The 15,719-nt window shown below is 68.5% G+C and carries 14 protein-coding genes; 9 read left to right on the top strand and 5 right to left on the bottom strand.

Going from position 1 to position 15,719, the window contains the following annotated elements; translation table 11 throughout:
- Positions 1-68 precede the first annotated feature (68 nt).
- The gene (locus ACVFYP_RS13385; protein WP_499200682.1) at positions 69-2,639 is read left to right on the top strand and encodes a Calx-beta domain-containing protein; all 2,571 of its coding nucleotides are present in this window, start codon (positions 69-71) and stop codon (positions 2,637-2,639) included.
- 46 nt (positions 2,640-2,685) lie between these two features.
- Here the strand turns inward: ACVFYP_RS13385 and ACVFYP_RS13390 are convergent, their stop codons facing one another.
- The 5 genes from ACVFYP_RS13390 to petA all read right to left on the bottom strand — a co-directional run bounded on the left by ACVFYP_RS13390 (position 2,686) and on the right by petA (position 7,011).
- Positions 2,686-3,252 carry a DUF2585 domain-containing protein gene (locus ACVFYP_RS13390; RefSeq protein ID WP_499200683.1) on the bottom strand — a complete coding sequence of 189 codons (567 nt, stop codon included), beginning with the start codon at positions 3,250-3,252 and terminating at the stop codon, positions 2,686-2,688.
- Between the two features lie 14 nt (positions 3,253-3,266).
- Positions 3,267-4,157, bottom strand: coding sequence for an S-methyl-5'-thioadenosine phosphorylase (locus ACVFYP_RS13395; protein WP_499200684.1), 891 nt, complete (start codon positions 4,155-4,157; stop codon positions 3,267-3,269).
- Positions 4,158-4,280: 123 nt separating this feature from the next.
- Entirely contained in the window at positions 4,281-5,081 is an 801-nt protein-coding gene (locus tag ACVFYP_RS13400) for a cytochrome c1 (protein ID WP_499200685.1), read from the bottom strand.
- Positions 5,081-6,352 (bottom strand): cytochrome b, encoded by a 1,272-nt coding sequence (locus ACVFYP_RS13405; RefSeq protein ID WP_499200686.1) that lies wholly within the window; start codon positions 6,350-6,352, stop codon positions 5,081-5,083. The genes ACVFYP_RS13400 and ACVFYP_RS13405 overlap by 1 nt, the downstream gene beginning before the upstream one ends.
- A 62-nt stretch (positions 6,353-6,414) precedes the next feature.
- The gene (petA, locus tag ACVFYP_RS13410) at positions 6,415-7,011 is read right to left on the bottom strand and encodes a ubiquinol-cytochrome c reductase iron-sulfur subunit (RefSeq protein ID WP_499200687.1); all 597 of its coding nucleotides are present in this window, start codon (positions 7,009-7,011) and stop codon (positions 6,415-6,417) included.
- A 448-nt stretch (positions 7,012-7,459) separates the two neighbouring features.
- Here petA and hemF point away from each other — a divergent pair, with 448 nt between their 5' ends.
- The 8 genes from hemF (at position 7,460) to ACVFYP_RS13450 (ending at position 15,696) form a co-directional block, all read left to right on the top strand.
- Positions 7,460-8,317, top strand: coding sequence for an oxygen-dependent coproporphyrinogen oxidase (hemF, locus tag ACVFYP_RS13415; RefSeq protein WP_499201273.1), 858 nt, complete (start codon positions 7,460-7,462; stop codon positions 8,315-8,317).
- Between the two features lie 67 nt (positions 8,318-8,384).
- Positions 8,385-8,837, top strand: a complete 453-nt coding sequence (locus ACVFYP_RS13420) for a (2Fe-2S)-binding protein (RefSeq protein ID WP_499200688.1) — start codon at positions 8,385-8,387, stop codon at positions 8,835-8,837.
- A gap of 14 nt (positions 8,838-8,851) precedes the next feature.
- On the top strand, positions 8,852-11,095 hold the full coding sequence (locus ACVFYP_RS13425) for a xanthine dehydrogenase family protein molybdopterin-binding subunit (RefSeq protein ID WP_499200689.1): 2,244 nt from the start codon (positions 8,852-8,854) through the stop codon (positions 11,093-11,095).
- A 76-nt stretch (positions 11,096-11,171) separates the two neighbouring features.
- Entirely contained in the window at positions 11,172-11,702 is a 531-nt protein-coding gene (locus tag ACVFYP_RS13430) for a hypothetical protein (RefSeq protein WP_499200690.1), read from the top strand.
- An 80-nt stretch (positions 11,703-11,782) separates the two neighbouring features.
- Positions 11,783-12,781 (top strand): Bug family tripartite tricarboxylate transporter substrate binding protein, encoded by a 999-nt coding sequence (locus tag ACVFYP_RS13435; protein ID WP_499200691.1) that lies wholly within the window; start codon positions 11,783-11,785, stop codon positions 12,779-12,781.
- Positions 12,782-13,073: 292 nt separating this feature from the next.
- Entirely contained in the window at positions 13,074-13,526 is a 453-nt protein-coding gene (locus ACVFYP_RS13440) for a tripartite tricarboxylate transporter TctB family protein (protein ID WP_499200692.1), read from the top strand.
- A 2-nt stretch (positions 13,527-13,528) separates the two neighbouring features.
- A complete protein-coding gene (locus ACVFYP_RS13445; RefSeq protein WP_499200693.1) occupies positions 13,529-15,058 on the top strand; it encodes a tripartite tricarboxylate transporter permease in 1,530 nt (509 codons plus the stop codon).
- Positions 15,059-15,072: 14 nt separating this feature from the next.
- On the top strand, positions 15,073-15,696 hold the full coding sequence (locus ACVFYP_RS13450; protein ID WP_499200694.1) for a DedA family protein: 624 nt from the start codon (positions 15,073-15,075) through the stop codon (positions 15,694-15,696).
- The last annotated feature ends 23 nt before the right edge of the window (positions 15,697-15,719 follow it).

A 15,719-nucleotide genomic window follows, 5' to 3' on the forward strand; every position in this document is an offset into this window, starting at 1 on the left:
ATATACCAGATTGCCAGCGGACTCGAGGATCGATAAACCTTCGATAAGTCTTCGAAGATGGTGCGATCATGGTGCATCTGGCTGGGCTCTCGATCAGGGCGAATCAGGACCGCGTGGCAGAAGGCACGGTCGGCTACCTGCAAATGGTCAGCTTCTCGGTGACACGGAGCGGCGACCTTTCCATTGCCAGCACCGCCTCCTGGCGTATCGTGACCGAGCCCGGCGGCGTCGATGCCGCAGACTTCTATGGTGGCGTGCTGCCGTCCGGCACCGTCAGCTTCGCCGCCGGCGAGGTTTTGAAGACCGTCGATGTACTGGTGCTGAGCGATGGCCAGCCCGAGGGCAATGAGCGCTTCGGCGTGGCCCTCGAGCAGCCGTCCCACGGCACCGGCCTTTTGGGGAATGCGCAGGCCTGGACGACGGTCCACGATGTCTTCCTCTCGGTCTATGTGAACCAGAACAGTGGCCTATCGGAAGGCTCCGGAGGCGGCGTGACTCCGGTCACCTTCACAGTGTCTCGCAGCGGCGACCTTTCCGTTGCCAGCACCGCCTCCTGGCGTGTCGTGACCGAGGTCGGCGGCGCTGATGCCGCTGACTTCCAGGGTGGCGTGCTGCCCTCCGGCACTGTCAGCTTCGCAGCCGGCGAGCGAATCAAGACCATCGAACTGGGGGTACTGCGCGATGACCAGATCGAGGCGTATGAACGCGTCGGCGTGGTGCTTGATCAGCCCTCAAACGGCACCGGTCTTACCTCGGGCAATTTTGAAGCCTGGACTTGGGTCCGGGACGATGACGCGCCCACAGATGTGCCGCCGGCGTTCATCGGGCTGCAGGCGCTTGTGCGGGGCGGCGTGATGGAGGGTACGGGTGGCGGCACCACCATCCACCAGTTCCGCATCACCCGCAGCCATGACGACCTGCCGACGCCGCCCCTGAGCTGGTACGTCGTCACGGACGCTTCATTCAACGGGCCGGATGCCCGGGACTTCGCCGGCGGCATCATGCCGAAGGGCAGCGTGCTCTTCGCCGATGGCGAACTGAGCCGAATCATTTCTTTCGAGGTGGTCCAGGACGACGAGATGGAGGCGGACGAGGTTTACGATGTGCGCTTCGTGTTCCGTGATTATGGAGTCGACTATGCCAACTCCAGCGCCCGGGGCATCATTCTGAACGATGATGCGGAGCCCGCATCGCTCGACATCGCCGCTCTCACCGCCAGCCGCGCGGAAGGCACCGGCAGCGGCGTGACGGTGCACGAATTCCTGGTGACCCGCAGCGGCAACCTCGATATCGCGGCCACCGCCCGCTGGTCCGTCCAGGGCAGCGGCGGCCAGCCGGCTGACGCGGCGGATTTCCTGGGCGGCGTGCTGCCCTCGGGCAGCGTCAGCTTCGCGGCGGGACAGGTCAGCCAGGTCATCAAGGTCCGCACCCAGCGCGATGCGGTGGCGGAGCGGGATGAGGGCTTTCAGGTCACCCTGCATAACCCAGGCGCCGATGTGGTTCTGTCCACCGCCAGCGCCAGCGTGACCGTGCTGGATGACGACACGCCGGGCGCCACCTACACGCTCTCCCCCGCCAGCAGCAGCAAGGCGGAAGGCACGGGCAGCGGTGTCACGGTGTATGAATTCACCGCGACGCGGGACGGTGACCTCTCCGCCGCGGCACAGGTGGCGTGGACGGCCACCGGCAGTGGCGCCCATGCGGCGAACGCGGCGGACTTCCTGGGCGGCGTGCTGCCGGGCGGCACCCTCGCCTTCGCGGCCGGCCAGGCCAGTCAGGTGGTCAAGGTGCGGGTGCTGCGGGACGCGACGGACGAGGCGGATGAGGGTTTCACCGTCGCCCTGCGTGGCCCGTCCGGGCAGGTGCTGGCCTCCGCGGGCGGCACCATCGCCAATGACGATGCCGCGGGCTTGGCCCTGACCCTCACGCCCAGCAGCAGCGCGCGCGAGGAAGGCACGGGCAGCGGCGTCACGGTGTATGAATTCACCGCGACGCGGGACGGCGACGTCTCGGCCGCCGCGCAGGTGGCGTGGACGGCGACGGGCAGCGGCGCCCATGCGGCGAATGCGGCGGACTTCCTGGGCGGCGTGCTGCCGGGCGGCACCATCGCCTTCGCCGCTGGCCAGGCCAGCCAGGTGATCAAGGTGCGGGTGCTGCGGGACACGACGGACGAGGCGGATGAGGGTTTCACCGTCGCCCTGCGCGGCCCGTCCGGGCAGGTGCTGGCCTCGGCGGGCGGCACCATCACCAATGACGATGCGGCGCGCCTTGCCCTGACCATCACGCCCGCCAGCGGCGCGCGCGGGGAAGGCACGGGCAGCGGTGTCACGGTGCATGAATTCACCGTCACCCGCGCTGGGGACGTCTCCGCCGCGGCGGAGACCAGTTGGTCCGTGGCCGGCTTCGGCGATCACGCGGCGGATGCGGCGGATTTCCTGGGCGGTGTGCTGCCGGGCGGCGTGGTCGCCTTCGCGGCCGGACAGGCCAGCCAGACCGTGAAGGTGCGCGTGCTGCGGGATGCGCTGGCGGAGGCGGATGAGGCCTTCGCCGTGCTGCTGCAGGGCGCGCGGGCGGAGGCGACCATCCTGAACGATGACGGTCCCTTCGCGCCCAGCGCCGATCTGATGCTGATCGGCTGAGACCAGATCGGCGGTGATCGTGACCGATCACCGCCGATCCATGGGCTCAGCCCCCCGCCTGCCAGGCCTTCACGCTGTCCAGCGGCCAGAGCAGCATCAGCACGTTCAGGGTCAGGTTGTCTCGGATCACCAGGGCCACGCCGATCTCCATGACCAGCAGCAATGCCACGCTGGCCCAGACCGGCAGGCGCGCGGCCAATGCGAAGCCGATCCACATGGCCGCGATGTCACTGACGGAGTTGAGAACGCTGTCGCCAAAATAATCCAGCGCGATGGTCGCCTCGCGGTAGCGCTGGATCACCGCCTCCGTGTTCTCGGCGATCTCCCAGGCCGCCTCCACCACCGTGGCGATGACCAGGCGCGGCAGCAGGCCGAGCCGCCCGGCCAGCAGATGCAGCGCGGCGTAGAAGATCAGCCCATGGGCGATGTGGGACGGCGTGTACCAATCCGTCAGGTGCTGGGAGTTCTCGCTGCTCAGCACCTCCCCATGCCACAGCTTGATGCTGCCGCATTTGCAGATCGGCTCCCGCCCCATCGCCAGCAGGATGCCGGCGGTGGCGGCCAGCAGGGCCAGCAGGATGGCGAACCAGGCCCAGCGGGGCATGCGGTGCATGGCCGGGCGGACCGTCAGCCCGCCGCCCGCAACACCCGCCCGGCGACGGCATCCAGCTTCGCCATCAGCGCCGGGTCGCGCTGTTCCGGCGCGGTGATCAGCGCGTAGTCCAGCGCGCGGTCGCAGCCGGCGGGGCAGGGGCCGCGCGGGGCGCCGAGGCCGGGCACCACATCCGCGATCAGCGACCGGGCCATGTCCGCATTGCCGAACAGCACCTTCACCACCTGGTCCACCGTCACCGCGTCATGATCCGGGTGCCAGCAGTCGAAGTCGGTCACCATGGCGACGGTCGCGTAGCAAAGCTCCGCCTCCCGCGCCAACTTGGCCTCCGGCATATTGGTCATGCCGATCACGGAACAGCCCCAGCTGCGATACAGCAGGCTTTCCGCCTTGGTGGAGAATTGCGGGCCTTCCATGACCATGTAGGTGCCGCCGCGCGTCACCGGCAGCCCCAGCTTTTCGGCGGAGGCCTGCAACGCATCGCCGAGCCGGGGGCAGACCGGATGCGCCACCGAGACATGGCCAACGCAGCCGGTCTCGAAGAAGGACTTTTCGCGGGCAAAGGTGCGGTCGATGAACTGGTCGACGATGACGAAATGCCCGGGCGGCAGCTCCTCCTTCAACGACCCCACGGCCGAGAGGGAGATGATCTCGGTGCAGCCGGCGCGCTTCATCGCGTCGATATTGGCGCGGTAGTTGAGGCGGGAAGGCGGGGTCGGGTGGCCGCGACCGTGGCGTGGCAGGAAGCGCACCTCCACCCCGCCCAGCCGGCCGTGCAGGATCTCGTCCGAGGGCTCGCCCCAGGGGCTGGCGATGCGCTTCCAGGCGCGGTCCTCAAGCCCCGGCAGGTCGTACAGGCCGGAGCCGCCAATCAGGCCGATGACGGGGGTGATCTGGTCGGACATGCGGGCAGGTTCCTCGGTGCCTGGGGCTTCTACAATGGGATGAACCCTTCTTGAACCGGCCCCAACGAAAAAGGGCCGCCCTTGCCGGGGCGGCCCTTATCTCGGCTGATCCAGTGGGCTGGATCAGTGCTTCACATCGGCCCAGATCTTGCGCTTCACGGCATAGGTCAGGCCGCCCAGCACGATCAGGAACAGGATGATGCGCACGCCCATGGCGCGGCGCTGCTCGGTCTCCGGCTCCGCCGCCCAGGCGAGGAAGGTGGTCACGTCGCGGGCCATCTGGTCCACGGTGGCGGCGGTGCCGTCAGCATACTGCACCTGGTCCGGGTTCAGGATCGCCGGCATGGCGATCTGGTGGCCCGGGAAATAGGCGTTGTAGTGCATGCCCTCGGCCACGGTGAAACCGGCCGGCGGATCGACATAGCCGGTCAGCAGCGCATGCACGTAGTTGGCGCCGTTCGGCCGGGCCTTGGCCATGACCGACAGGTCCGGCGGATAGGCACCGTTGTTCGCCGCGCGCGCCGCCAGCTCATTCGGGAAGGGGCGGCGGAAGCGGTCGGACAGGCGGGCTGGGCGGTCGAACATCTCGCCCATGTCGTTCGGGCCGTCCCGCACCTCGAAGGTGGCGGCGATGGCACGCGCCTGGTCCTCGCTCAACCCGATCTCCATCAGGTTGCGATAGGACAGCTGGTACATGCCATGGCAGGCCGCGCAGACTTCCTTGTAGACCTGCAGGCCGCGCTGGGCGGCGCCGCGGTCGAAGGTGCCGAAGAAGCCGGCGAAGCTGAAACCAGCATTCGGGATGGTGATATGCTCCCCGGCCGCGTGGGCCGGGGTGGTGAGGGCCATGGCGCCACCGAAGGTGGCGGCGCCCAGCGCCAGGGCGCCGATCAGGTTGCGGAAGCCCCGCTTGAGGTCACGCATCAGGCCTTCTCCATCGGCTTCGCCGCGGCGCCCGCCATGACCGGTCCGCCACCGCGGAGGACGGGCATGGAGATGCTCTCAGGCAGCGTCAACGGCCGTTCCAGGCGGCCGAGCAGGGGCAGGATCAGCAGGAAATAAGCGAAGTAATAGGCCGTGGCGATGCGGGACACCGTCACATACGGCTCCTCCGCCGGCTTACCGCCCGCCCACATCAGGACGAAGAAGGCGACCAGCCACAAGAACAGCGCCCACTTCGCGATCGGCCGGAAGCGCATGGACCGCACCGGGGAGGTATCGAGCCAGGGCAGCACGAACAGCACCGCGATGGAGCCGAACATCAGCAACACGCCACCCAGCTTGTCGGGAACGGCGCGCAGGATGGCGTAGAACGGCAGGAAGTACCATTCCGGCACGATGTGCGAGGGCGTCACCATCGGGTTTGCCGGGATGTAGTTGTCCGGGTGGCCGAGGTAGTTCGGGGCGAAGAAGACCAGCGCGGCGAAGACGATGAAGTAGACGATCAGGCCGACGCTGTCCTTCGCCGTGTAGTACGGGTGGAAGGGCAGGGTGTCCTGCGGCCCCTTCGGGTCGATGCCGAGCGGGTTGTTGGACCCGGTGATGTGCAGCGCGGCGACGTGCAGGAAGGTGACGCCGGCGATCACGAAGGGCAGCAGGTAGTGCAGGCTGAAGAAGCGGTTCAGCGTCGGGTTGTCGACGGAGAAGCCGCCCCACAGCCAGGTCACGATGTGCTGGCCGACGATCGGGAAGGCGCTGAACAGGTTGGTGATGACCGTGGCGCCCCAGAAGGACATCTGGCCCCAGGGCAGCACGTAGCCCATGAAGGCGGTGGCCATCATCAGCAGGAAGATGACGACGCCGAAGATCCACAGCAGCTCCCGCGGCGCCTTGTAGGACCCGTAATACAGGCCGCGCCAGATGTGGATGAACACCACGATGAAGAACATCGAGGCGCCGTTCATGTGCACGTAGCGGATCAGCCAGCCGTAGTTCACGTCCCGCATGATGCGCTCGACGCTGTCGAAGGCATGGGCGGTGTGCGGCGTGTAGTTCATCGCCAGGAAAATGCCGGTCGCGATCATGATCATCAGCGTGACCATGGCGAGCGCGCCGAAATTCCAGAAATAGTTGAAGTTGCGAGGAGTCGGGAAGCTCCCGTACTCCTTCTGCATCATGGTGAACACCGGAAGCCGCTGGTCGATCCAGCGGATCACGGGGTTCTGGATGGTGCTGTCGTGAAGGCCGATGGCCATCTTGCCTGGCTCCCCAGTGGAGGCCGAGGGGTGGGCGCGGGGAATGCCGCGCCCTGCCGCCCTCAGCCGATCCGGATTTGCGTGTCGGAAGTGAAGCTGTAGCCCGGAACCGCAAGGTTCAGCGGTGCCGGACCCACCCGGATGCGGCCGGAGGTGTCGTAATGGCTGCCGTGGCAGGGGCAGAACCAGCCATTGTAGTCACCCTTGGCATCGGTGGGCTTCTGCCCGAGCGGCACGCAACCCAGATGGGTGCAGACGCCAACCACGACCAGCCAGGCATCGCGCTGCACGCGGCTCTGATCCGTCGCGGGGTCCTTCAGCTGGGACAGCGGCGTGGCGCGCGCGGCCTCGATCTCGGCGGCGGTGCGGTGGCGCACGAAGACCGGCTTGCCACGCCACACCACGGTGACAGCCTGACCAACCGCGATCGCCCCCAGCTCCACATCGGTGGAGGCCAGCGCCAGCACGTCCCGCGCCGGGTTCATCGAGCTGATGAAAGGCCAGACCACCGCGCCCACGCCGACCGCCGCGAAGGCGGCGGTGCTCAGGGTCAGGAAGTCGCGTCGTGTCTCACCATGGGACCCGTCGGAAGCCCCAACGGGAGCAGCCCCGTGCCCGGCACCCTGCGATGCCCCGGCGGGCACCATTGTCTCGGCCATCTCGTCGTCCTTTTCCGCCTGCCGCCTTCGGGGCCGACCGGAGCCGGCCGGGTCCTGAACGGCGGGACCCTGAACGGCTGGACCCGCCTCCAGGGCCCTTGCCGGCCCAATCGGACCGCCAGGCGACCCGCATCGCCGCAAACCTTCGGCACCTTCCCGGATTGTCAAGGGGCGCCGACGCTTGCGCGAAGGGCGCTCAGGCCTCGGCTGCCAGGATGGCGCTGCGCCGCATATAAAGGGTGGGTTGTGGCGGTGTCCATCCGCTGTTGCGCCAGAACACCTGTGGCATGGCGCGAAAGCCGCGGAGCGTGTCGCCCGGGTCGCCATTCCTTTAACCGCCTGTCAATCTGCGCCTTGCGCGCCCTGCCGAGAGGCGCCAGCCGAGGACCCGTCCGCCATGACCGACCAGCCGCCCGCGCCGCTTTCCGCCGCCCCTGCCGACCATCCCATGCTGCCCACCGCCCGGGCCTGGTTCGAACAGCTGCGGGACCGGATCTGCGCGGCCTTCGAGGCGATCGAGGATGAGCTTTCCACCGGCCCCCATGCCGGCCTGCCCGCCGGCCGCTTCCTCCGCACCCCCTGGGACCGGCCGGAAGGGGGCGGCGGCGTGATGGCGGTGATGCGCGGGCGGGTGTTCGAGAAGGTGGGGGTGAACGTCTCCACCGTCTTCGGCGAATTCTCCCCCGAATTCCGCAAGCAGATCCCGGGGGCGGAGGCCGATCCCCGCTTCCTGGCCACCGGCATCTCCCTGGTTGCGCATATGCGCAGCCCGCGCGTGCCGGCGGTGCATATGAACACCCGCTTCATCGTCACCAGCCGCGCCTGGTTCGGCGGCGGCGGCGACATCACCCCGATGGACCACGCGGCGCCGCATAGCCTGGAGGATGCCGCGGTCTTCCACGCCGCCTTCAAGGCCGCCTGCGACCGGCATGACCGCAGCTACTATCCGCGCTTCAAGCAATGGTGCGACGAATACTTCTTCCTGCCGCATCGCAACGAGCCGCGCGGCCTGGGCGGCATCTTCTACGATTGGCTGGGCGACCGCACCCCGGGCCATGGCATCGAGGCGGATTTCGCCTTCACCCGCGATGTCGGCCTGGCCTTCCTGGAGGCCTACCCCGCCATCGTCCGCCACCGCATGGCCGAGCCCTGGACCGAGGCGGAGCGGGCGCATCAGATCATGCGCCGCGGCCGCTACGTGGAATTCAACCTGCTGCACGATCGCGGCACCCTGTTCGGGCTGAAGACCGGCGGCAATGTGGAGGCGATCCTGATGTCGCTGCCGCCGGAGGTGGGCTGGCCCTGACAGTCCTCGACATCGGCCCCGTCATTTCGGCACACTCCGCGCTTCGCGCTTCAGAAGGCCCCACCCGATGGTTCAGATCACCGTCAACGGCACGGCACGCCAGGTCGAGGTCGAGGATGACACCCCGCTGCTCTGGGTGCTGCGCGACACGCTCGGACTGACCGGGACGAAATACGGCTGCGGCGTCGCCCAGTGCGGCGCCTGCACGGTGCTGGTGGATGGCATCGCCATGCGGTCCTGCCAGGTGCCGGTGGACAGCGTGGCCGGCCAGGCCATCACCACCATCGAGGCGGTGGAGCAGGACCCGGTGGGCGCAAGGCTGGTCAGCGCCTGGGTGGCGCTGGACGTGCCGCAATGCGGCTATTGCCAGTCCGGCCAGTTGATGGCCGCCACCGCCCTGCTGAAGGAAACGCCGAAGCCGAGCGAGGCGGATATCGCCAGCGCGATGACCAATCTCTGCCGCTGCGGCACCTACAACATGATCGCCGCCGGCATCCGCCAGGCGGCGGACGCGGCATGAGGGGCGAACCGGCCATGACCCGTCCTGACGAAGCGCTGGCGGCCGCCTTTCAGGGGGACGCGCCGCTGAATCTGTCCCGCCGCGCCACGCTGGCCGCTGCCTTCGGGGGCGGGCTGCTGCTGGCACTCGGCATCCCGCAGCGCCCGGCCCGCGCCCAGGCGATGGGCGGGCTGGCCCATGCCCGCAAGGTGCCGTCCTACCTCACCATCCGCCCCGATGGCCGCATCCTGCTGCAAAACCCCTTCGCGGAGGGCGGGCAGGGCATCCATACCGCGGTCGCGCAGATCGTGGCGGAGGAGCTGGATGCCGACCTCGCCGCCTTCGAGGTGCAGACGGCACCCGCCGGCGCGGACTACCAGGTGCTGTTCAACGGCAGCCGCCGCGTCACCGGCGGCAGCTTTTCCATCCGCAACACCTATGCGCATTTCCGGGTGCTGGGTGCCACCGCGCGGGCGATGCTGCTGGCCGCCGGCGCGCAGCGGCTGGGCGTGCCGGTTGGGGAGCTGACGACGGAGCCAGGCTTCGTTCTGCACACCGGCACCAGTCGCCGCATCCCCTACGGCGAATTGGCGGAGGCCGCGGCCGCGCTGCCGGTGCCCCCCGACGCCGAGCCCAAGACCGGCGCCTTCCGCCTGATCGGCACGCCCCAGAAGCGCATCGACACCCGCGCCAAAAGCACCGGCCAGGCGCAGTACGGCATCGATATCCGGGTCGACGGCATGCTGCAGGGCGCGGTCATCCATGCCCCCCGTGCCGGGGCCGAGCCGGGCGAGGTGCTGAACGAGGCCGCGCTGAAGGCGATGCCCGGCGTGCATTCCGTCCACCGCCTGCCCGGCGCCGTCGCCGTGCTGGCCGACAGTTTCTGGCGCGCCCGCAAGGCGGCGGAGGCGGCTGAGATCGCCTGGACGGCGCTCAGCGGCCAGGCCGTGGTGGCGGAGGATTTCTCCTCGCCGGGCATGCTGGAGGCCCTGCGCAGCCAGGCCGATGCGCCGGGCAATCCGGCGCGGGACATGCAGGGGGATGCGGCCGCGGCGCTGCGGGGCGCCGCCAAGGTGGTGACGGCGGATTACGATGCGCCCTACCTCGCCCATGCCCAGCTCGAACCCCCCTCCGCCACCGTGCGCTTCAATGCGGATGGCACGCTGGATGTCTGGACGCCGAACCAGTCGCCGGAGGCGTTCCGGTCCATCGCGGCCCGGGAATCCGCCTTGGCCGAGGAGAAGATCCGTATCCATACGCCGCTGCTGGGCGGCTTCTTCGGGCGCCACTTCACCTATGGCAGCATCCACCCCATGAACCAGGCCATCCGCCTGGCCCGCGCGGTGGAGCGGCCGGTGAAGGTGATCTGGACGCGGGAGGAGGAATTTGCCCGCGACGCCTATCGCCCACTGAGCATGGCGCGCCTGCGGGCCGGGCTGGATGCCGCCGGCAAGATCGTCGCCTTCCACGCCACGGTGCCCGGTGAGGGGCCTGTCGCGAAGCATTTCGGGACGGCGCGGCTCGGCAATCCGCCGCTCGACACTACGGCGGTGGAGGGGGTGGCGTTCAAGCCCTATGCCATCCCGAACCGCCGGGTGGACTGGGTGCATGTCCCGCATCCCGTCAACATCGGCTTCTGGCGCTCCGTCGGCCATTCCATGAATGACTTCTTCTACGAGTCCTTCCTGGATGAGGTGGCGGAAGCCGCCGGCGCCGATCCCCTGGCGTTTCGGCGCGCCCATCTGGCGGAGTCCCCGCGCCATCTTGCGCTGCTGGATGCGGTGATGGAGCTGTCGGGTGGCTGGCGGCGCGGCCCCTATCAGGCGGCGGATGGCACCCGCCGGGCGCGCGGCCTCGCCATGGCCTCCCCCTTCGGGTCGGAGGTGGCGACGGTGGCGGAGGTTTCGCTGCGGCAGGGGGAGGTGCTGGTGCACGACATCTTCGTCGCCATCGACCCCGGCAGCATCGTGAACCCCGCCATCATCAAGGCGCAGGTGGAAAGCGCCGCCTGCATCGGCCTGTCCTCCGCCGCCTTCGAGGAGGTGGTCTTCGACGGCGGCCAGCCGCAGCAGCGCAACTTCGACACCTACCGCATCCTGTCGCGGGCGGAGATGCCGAAGGTGCATGTGCGCATCGTCGAAAGCGGCGCGCCGATGGGCGGTGTTGGGGAGCCCGGCACGCCGGGCGTGCCCCCGGCGGTCGCCAATGCCGTGGCGGCGCTGACGGGGCGGCGGCTGCGCAGCCTGCCCTTCGGCAAGCATCGTCTTGGCGAGGCCTGATCCGAAGATGAAAATTTGGCAACCTTAGCCGCGGGCCATGCGTTACGGTTTCTCCATCTAATCGGAGGACCCTCGCATGGCCATCACCCGCAAGGAGGAGCAGCGGCTTCTCTCGCATGAGGAGGCCAAGTTGTTGGCGCCGAGCCACCATCCGGCGCTGGCCGATCTGTCGCCTGAGGAGCTGCGCGCTTTGGCGCAGCGGCTGCGCGCCGAACATGGCCGCGCCCGCGACATGGTGCGGGAGGCCAGCCGTGCCCGACGCGGCAAAAGCGAAGCACGCGGCGCGGCCAGCGCGGCCGAGAAACTGTCGCAGAAGAAGCAGGTCTTCGCCGCGGCGCTGCGCCGGGTGAACGGGCAGTTCGCGCGGAAGGCGGAAGTCCGGCAGGAACGCCGCGCCACCCGACAGGCGGAGCGCAACACGGCGGCCCTGCGCCAGGCCCTGGCGCGCCGCAAGGCGGCAACGCCGCATCATCCCGCGCCGGGCCGCAGCGCCGGCAAGGGCATGCGCGACACCAGCCATGTGGAGATGCATCCCGGCCCGGACCCGCGGGCCATCGGCAGCATCTCCCAGGCCACACGGGACAACCAGGCGCGGCGGGACGCCTGAAGGCGGCAGGGCGCGAGGCTGTAGCCTCCGCCCGGTCCGGGCGGTATCCTCGCCCGGTCGACACGTCCAGGAGACAAAAAATGATCATCAGCCGCCGTGCCCTGCTGGGCACGACGCTCGGCGCGCCCTTTGCCGCCACCCTGCCACCGCTCGCCGCCCCCGCCTTGGCGCAGGCGCCCTGGCCCAGTCGCCCCGTGCGCGTGATCGTGCCCTGGCCGCCGGGCGGTTCCACCGATGTGCTGGCGCGGCTGGTCTCGGAACAACTTTCGCAAAAACTCGGCCAGCCCTTCGTCATCGAGAACCGGCCTGGCGCCGGCGGCAATATCGGCCATGACCAGATCGCGAAAAGCGCGCCGGATGGCTACACGATGGGGCCGGTGACGGTCGGCGGCTGGTCGATCAACCAGTATCTCTATGCCCGCCTGCCCTATGATCCGGAGAAGGACATTTCGCCGATCTCCATGCATTGGGAACTGCCCAATGTCCTGGCCGTGCCGACGGCGCATGTGCCCGCGACCAACCTGCAGGATTTCATCGCCTGGGCGAAGACGAGGCAGGGTGGGGTGAATTACGGGTCGCCGGGTGTGGGCACCACGCCGCATCTCTCGGGCTCCATGTTCGCCAACCGACTGGGGATCGAGGCGGTGCATGTGCCCTTCCGTGGCGCGGCGCAGACCATTCCCGCCCTGCTGGCGGGCGACATCACCTTCGCGCTCGACAACCTCGCCTCCTACGTCCCGATCATTGCCAGCGGCCAGATGCGGGCGCTGGCGGTGACCAGCGCCGAGCGCTGGCCGACCCTGCCGGACGTGCCGACCATGGCGGAGGCCGGGGTGCCTGATTTCGTCGTCACCTCCTGGTGCGCCATGGCCTTCCCGGCGGGCGTTCCGGCCGCCATCACCCAGCGCGCATCGGCCGCGATCAAGGAGGTGTCGGAGACTCCGGCGATGCAGGAACGCTTCCTGCGCACCGGCGCCCGCGCGATCTGGAGCACGCCGGAAGTGGCCGCCGAGCGCGCGGCGCGGGAGCGTCCGATGTGGCGTGACGTGGTGCGGATCTCCGGCGCACGACTCGAATAGTTAGCCGACGAAGTTCTTTCCGAATCAGCGCGCCACCGCGAGGTGGCGCGTTTTTTTATGTCCGGCATCGGGCCGTGCGGGGGCGAAACCAAGGGCCCGCGGCGCGGTCCGCAGGGGATTGTTTGCAAAGAATTTTGGCCCGCTCGGGCGGCCTCCGTGCCGATCCCGTTCCGGCATCCCACTGCCATGCATTGGATCGAATTTCCTCTTTGCAATGTTATGTCCATGTGTCAGGGAGCGCATCCTGGCGGCAAAGTCCGCTACGTCCCAAGCAATGAGAGAGGCGAACGGAATGGAGAGGCGCGACTGGACAGACTTCATCGGGGGTGCGCTGCTCCTGATGTTCGGCTTGTGGTTCCTTTGGCACGCACAAACTCATTACAGTTTCGGAGAACTGCGCCGAATGGGCCCGGGAGCTTTCCCGACTGGCCTCGGCGTTCTGATGTCCGCCACCGGATTGCTGATCCTGATCCCCGCCTGGTTCCGGCGGGGTGAGATGCCGACTGCCAATCTGCGGCCCTTCCTCGCCATCCTGGCCGGCGGCCTGGCCTTCGCCCTGCTGATCGAGCCCGCCGGGCTGGTGCCCGCCATCGTCGCCCTGGTCGTCATCGTGTCGCTGGCCGAGGTGGAGCTGCGCTGGCTGCGCACGGCCATCCTGGCCGTGTCGCTGTCCGTCATCGGGGTTCTGATCTTCACGAAGGGGCTGGGTATCCCGATCCCCGCCTTCCGCTGGTGGAGCTACTGAGCATGGAAGTCTTCGGCATGCTTGGGATGGGGTTCGCCACGGCCTTCTCCCCCGAAAACCTGTTCTATTGTTTCGTCGGCGTCTTCCTGGGCACCTTCATCGGCGTGCTGCCGGGCATCGGGGCGCTCGCCGCCATCTCGATGCTGCTGCCGCTGACCTTCCACCTGGAGGCGACGCCGGCCATCATCATGCTGGCGGGCATCTATTACGGCGCCTCCTATGGCGGCTCGACGGCCTCGATCCTGCTGAACCTGCCGGGCACCCCCTCCGGCGCCGTCGCCTGCCTCGACGGCTATCCGATGTCGAAGCAGGGGCGCGGCGGCATCGCGCTGTTCATCACCACCGTCGCCTCCTTCGTCGGTGCCAGCATCGGCATCATCATCATGACCATCTTCGCGCCCCGGCTGGCGGAGGTGGCGCTGGCCTTCGGCCCGGCGGACTACTTCGCCATGATGGTGCTCGGCCTGGTCGCGGCCTCGACGCTCGCGCAGGGCTCGCCCATCAAGGGCATCGCCATGGTGCTGCTGGGCCTTTGCCTCGGCATGGTCGGCACGGATGTGCAAACCGGCCAGCAGCGCTACACCTTCGATATCCCCTACCTGTCGGATGGTGTGAGCCTGGTGGCCGTCGCCATGGGCCTGTTCGGCGTGGCGGAAGTCATCGGCAGCATCGGCCGCGTCAAGGCCGCCGATGCCTCGGCCGAGAAGATCACCATGCGGTCGATGATGCCGACCAGGCAGGACTGGAAGATGTCCTGGAAGCCGATGCTGCGCGGGTCGGGCATCGGCAGCTTCGTCGGCGTGCTCCCCGGCGCCGGCGGCACCATCGCCTCCTTCATGTCCTATGCGGTGGAGAAGAAGGTCGCCAAGGATCCGTCGCGCTTCGGCAAGGGCGCGATCGAGGGCGTCTGCGCGCCGGAATCGGCCAATAACGCGGGCTCCCAGACCGCCTTCATCCCGACCATGACGCTGGGCATTCCGGGCGATGCGGTGATGGCGCTGATGCTCGGCGCGCTCATCATTCAGGGCATCCAGCCCGGTCCGCGCCTGATGACCGAACATCCCGAGATGTTCTGGGGCCTGATCGCCAGCTTCTGGATCGGCAACATCATGCTGGTGATCCTGAACATCCCGCTGATCGGCCTTTGGGTGAAGATGCTGCAGATCCCCTACTCCATCCTGTACCCGTCGATCATGATGTTCATCTGCATCGGCGTGTTCAGCATCAACAACAGCTACTTCGACGTGCTGATCGTGATGGTCTTCGGCATCATCGGCTACATCATGATGAAGCTGAAGTTCGAGCCGGCGCCGCTGCTGCTGGGCTTCATCCTGGGGCCGCTGATGGAGGAACATCTGCGCCGCGCCATGCTGCTGTCGCGTGGCGATCTGGCGGTGTTCTGGGAACGCCCGATCAGCGCCACCCTGCTCGGCCTGACGGCGTTGATGCTGGTCTGGGCGGCCTATAGCACCATCCGCGGTCGCAGCGTGGCGGCACGGTTGCGGGCCGAGGCCGAAGCGACGGGGGGCTGAGCGAAGGCGTGGGCATGACGGAGCAGTTCATCGGCCCGATGGTGGCCTGGGTGGAGGCGAATGCCGCCTGGGCCCCGGTGATCGCCTTCGGCATCGCCTTCATCGAATCGCTGCCGCTGATCGGCATCTTCCTGCCTGGCTCAGCCCTGCTGCTGGGGCTGGGCCTGCTGATCGGCAGCGGCACGGTGCCGGTCTGGCCCGTGCTGCTGGCCACCATCTTCGGCGCCATCCTGGGCGATGCGCTGGGCTTCTGGCTGTCGCGCTGGCTGGGTCCCGCCTTCGTGCGGCAGCACCTGCCGAAGCGCCACCGGCGGATCTATGGCCGTGGCGTGCTGGCCTTCCGGCGCTGGGGGGTCTGGGCGGTGTTCATCGCCCGCTTCATCAGCCCGCTGAGGGCCGTGGCGCCGATCATCGCGGGTGTCACCCGCATGCGGCAATGGCGCTTCCAGGCGGCGAATATCGGCTCCGCCCTGATCTGGGCGCCGATCGTGCTGATCCCCGGCACGGCGGCGGGCCATGTGATGGCGCTGCTGGAGGATCGGGGCGATATCCTGCTGCTGGTCGGCTTGCTTGTGGCGGCGATCATCGCCTGGCTGGCATTGCGCGCCGTCTGGGCGCGGGTCAGCCTGTCCGCTTGATGTCTGGCCATCCGGCGCGACAC

It is taken from the genome of Roseomonas sp. F4 (assembly GCF_053891155.1).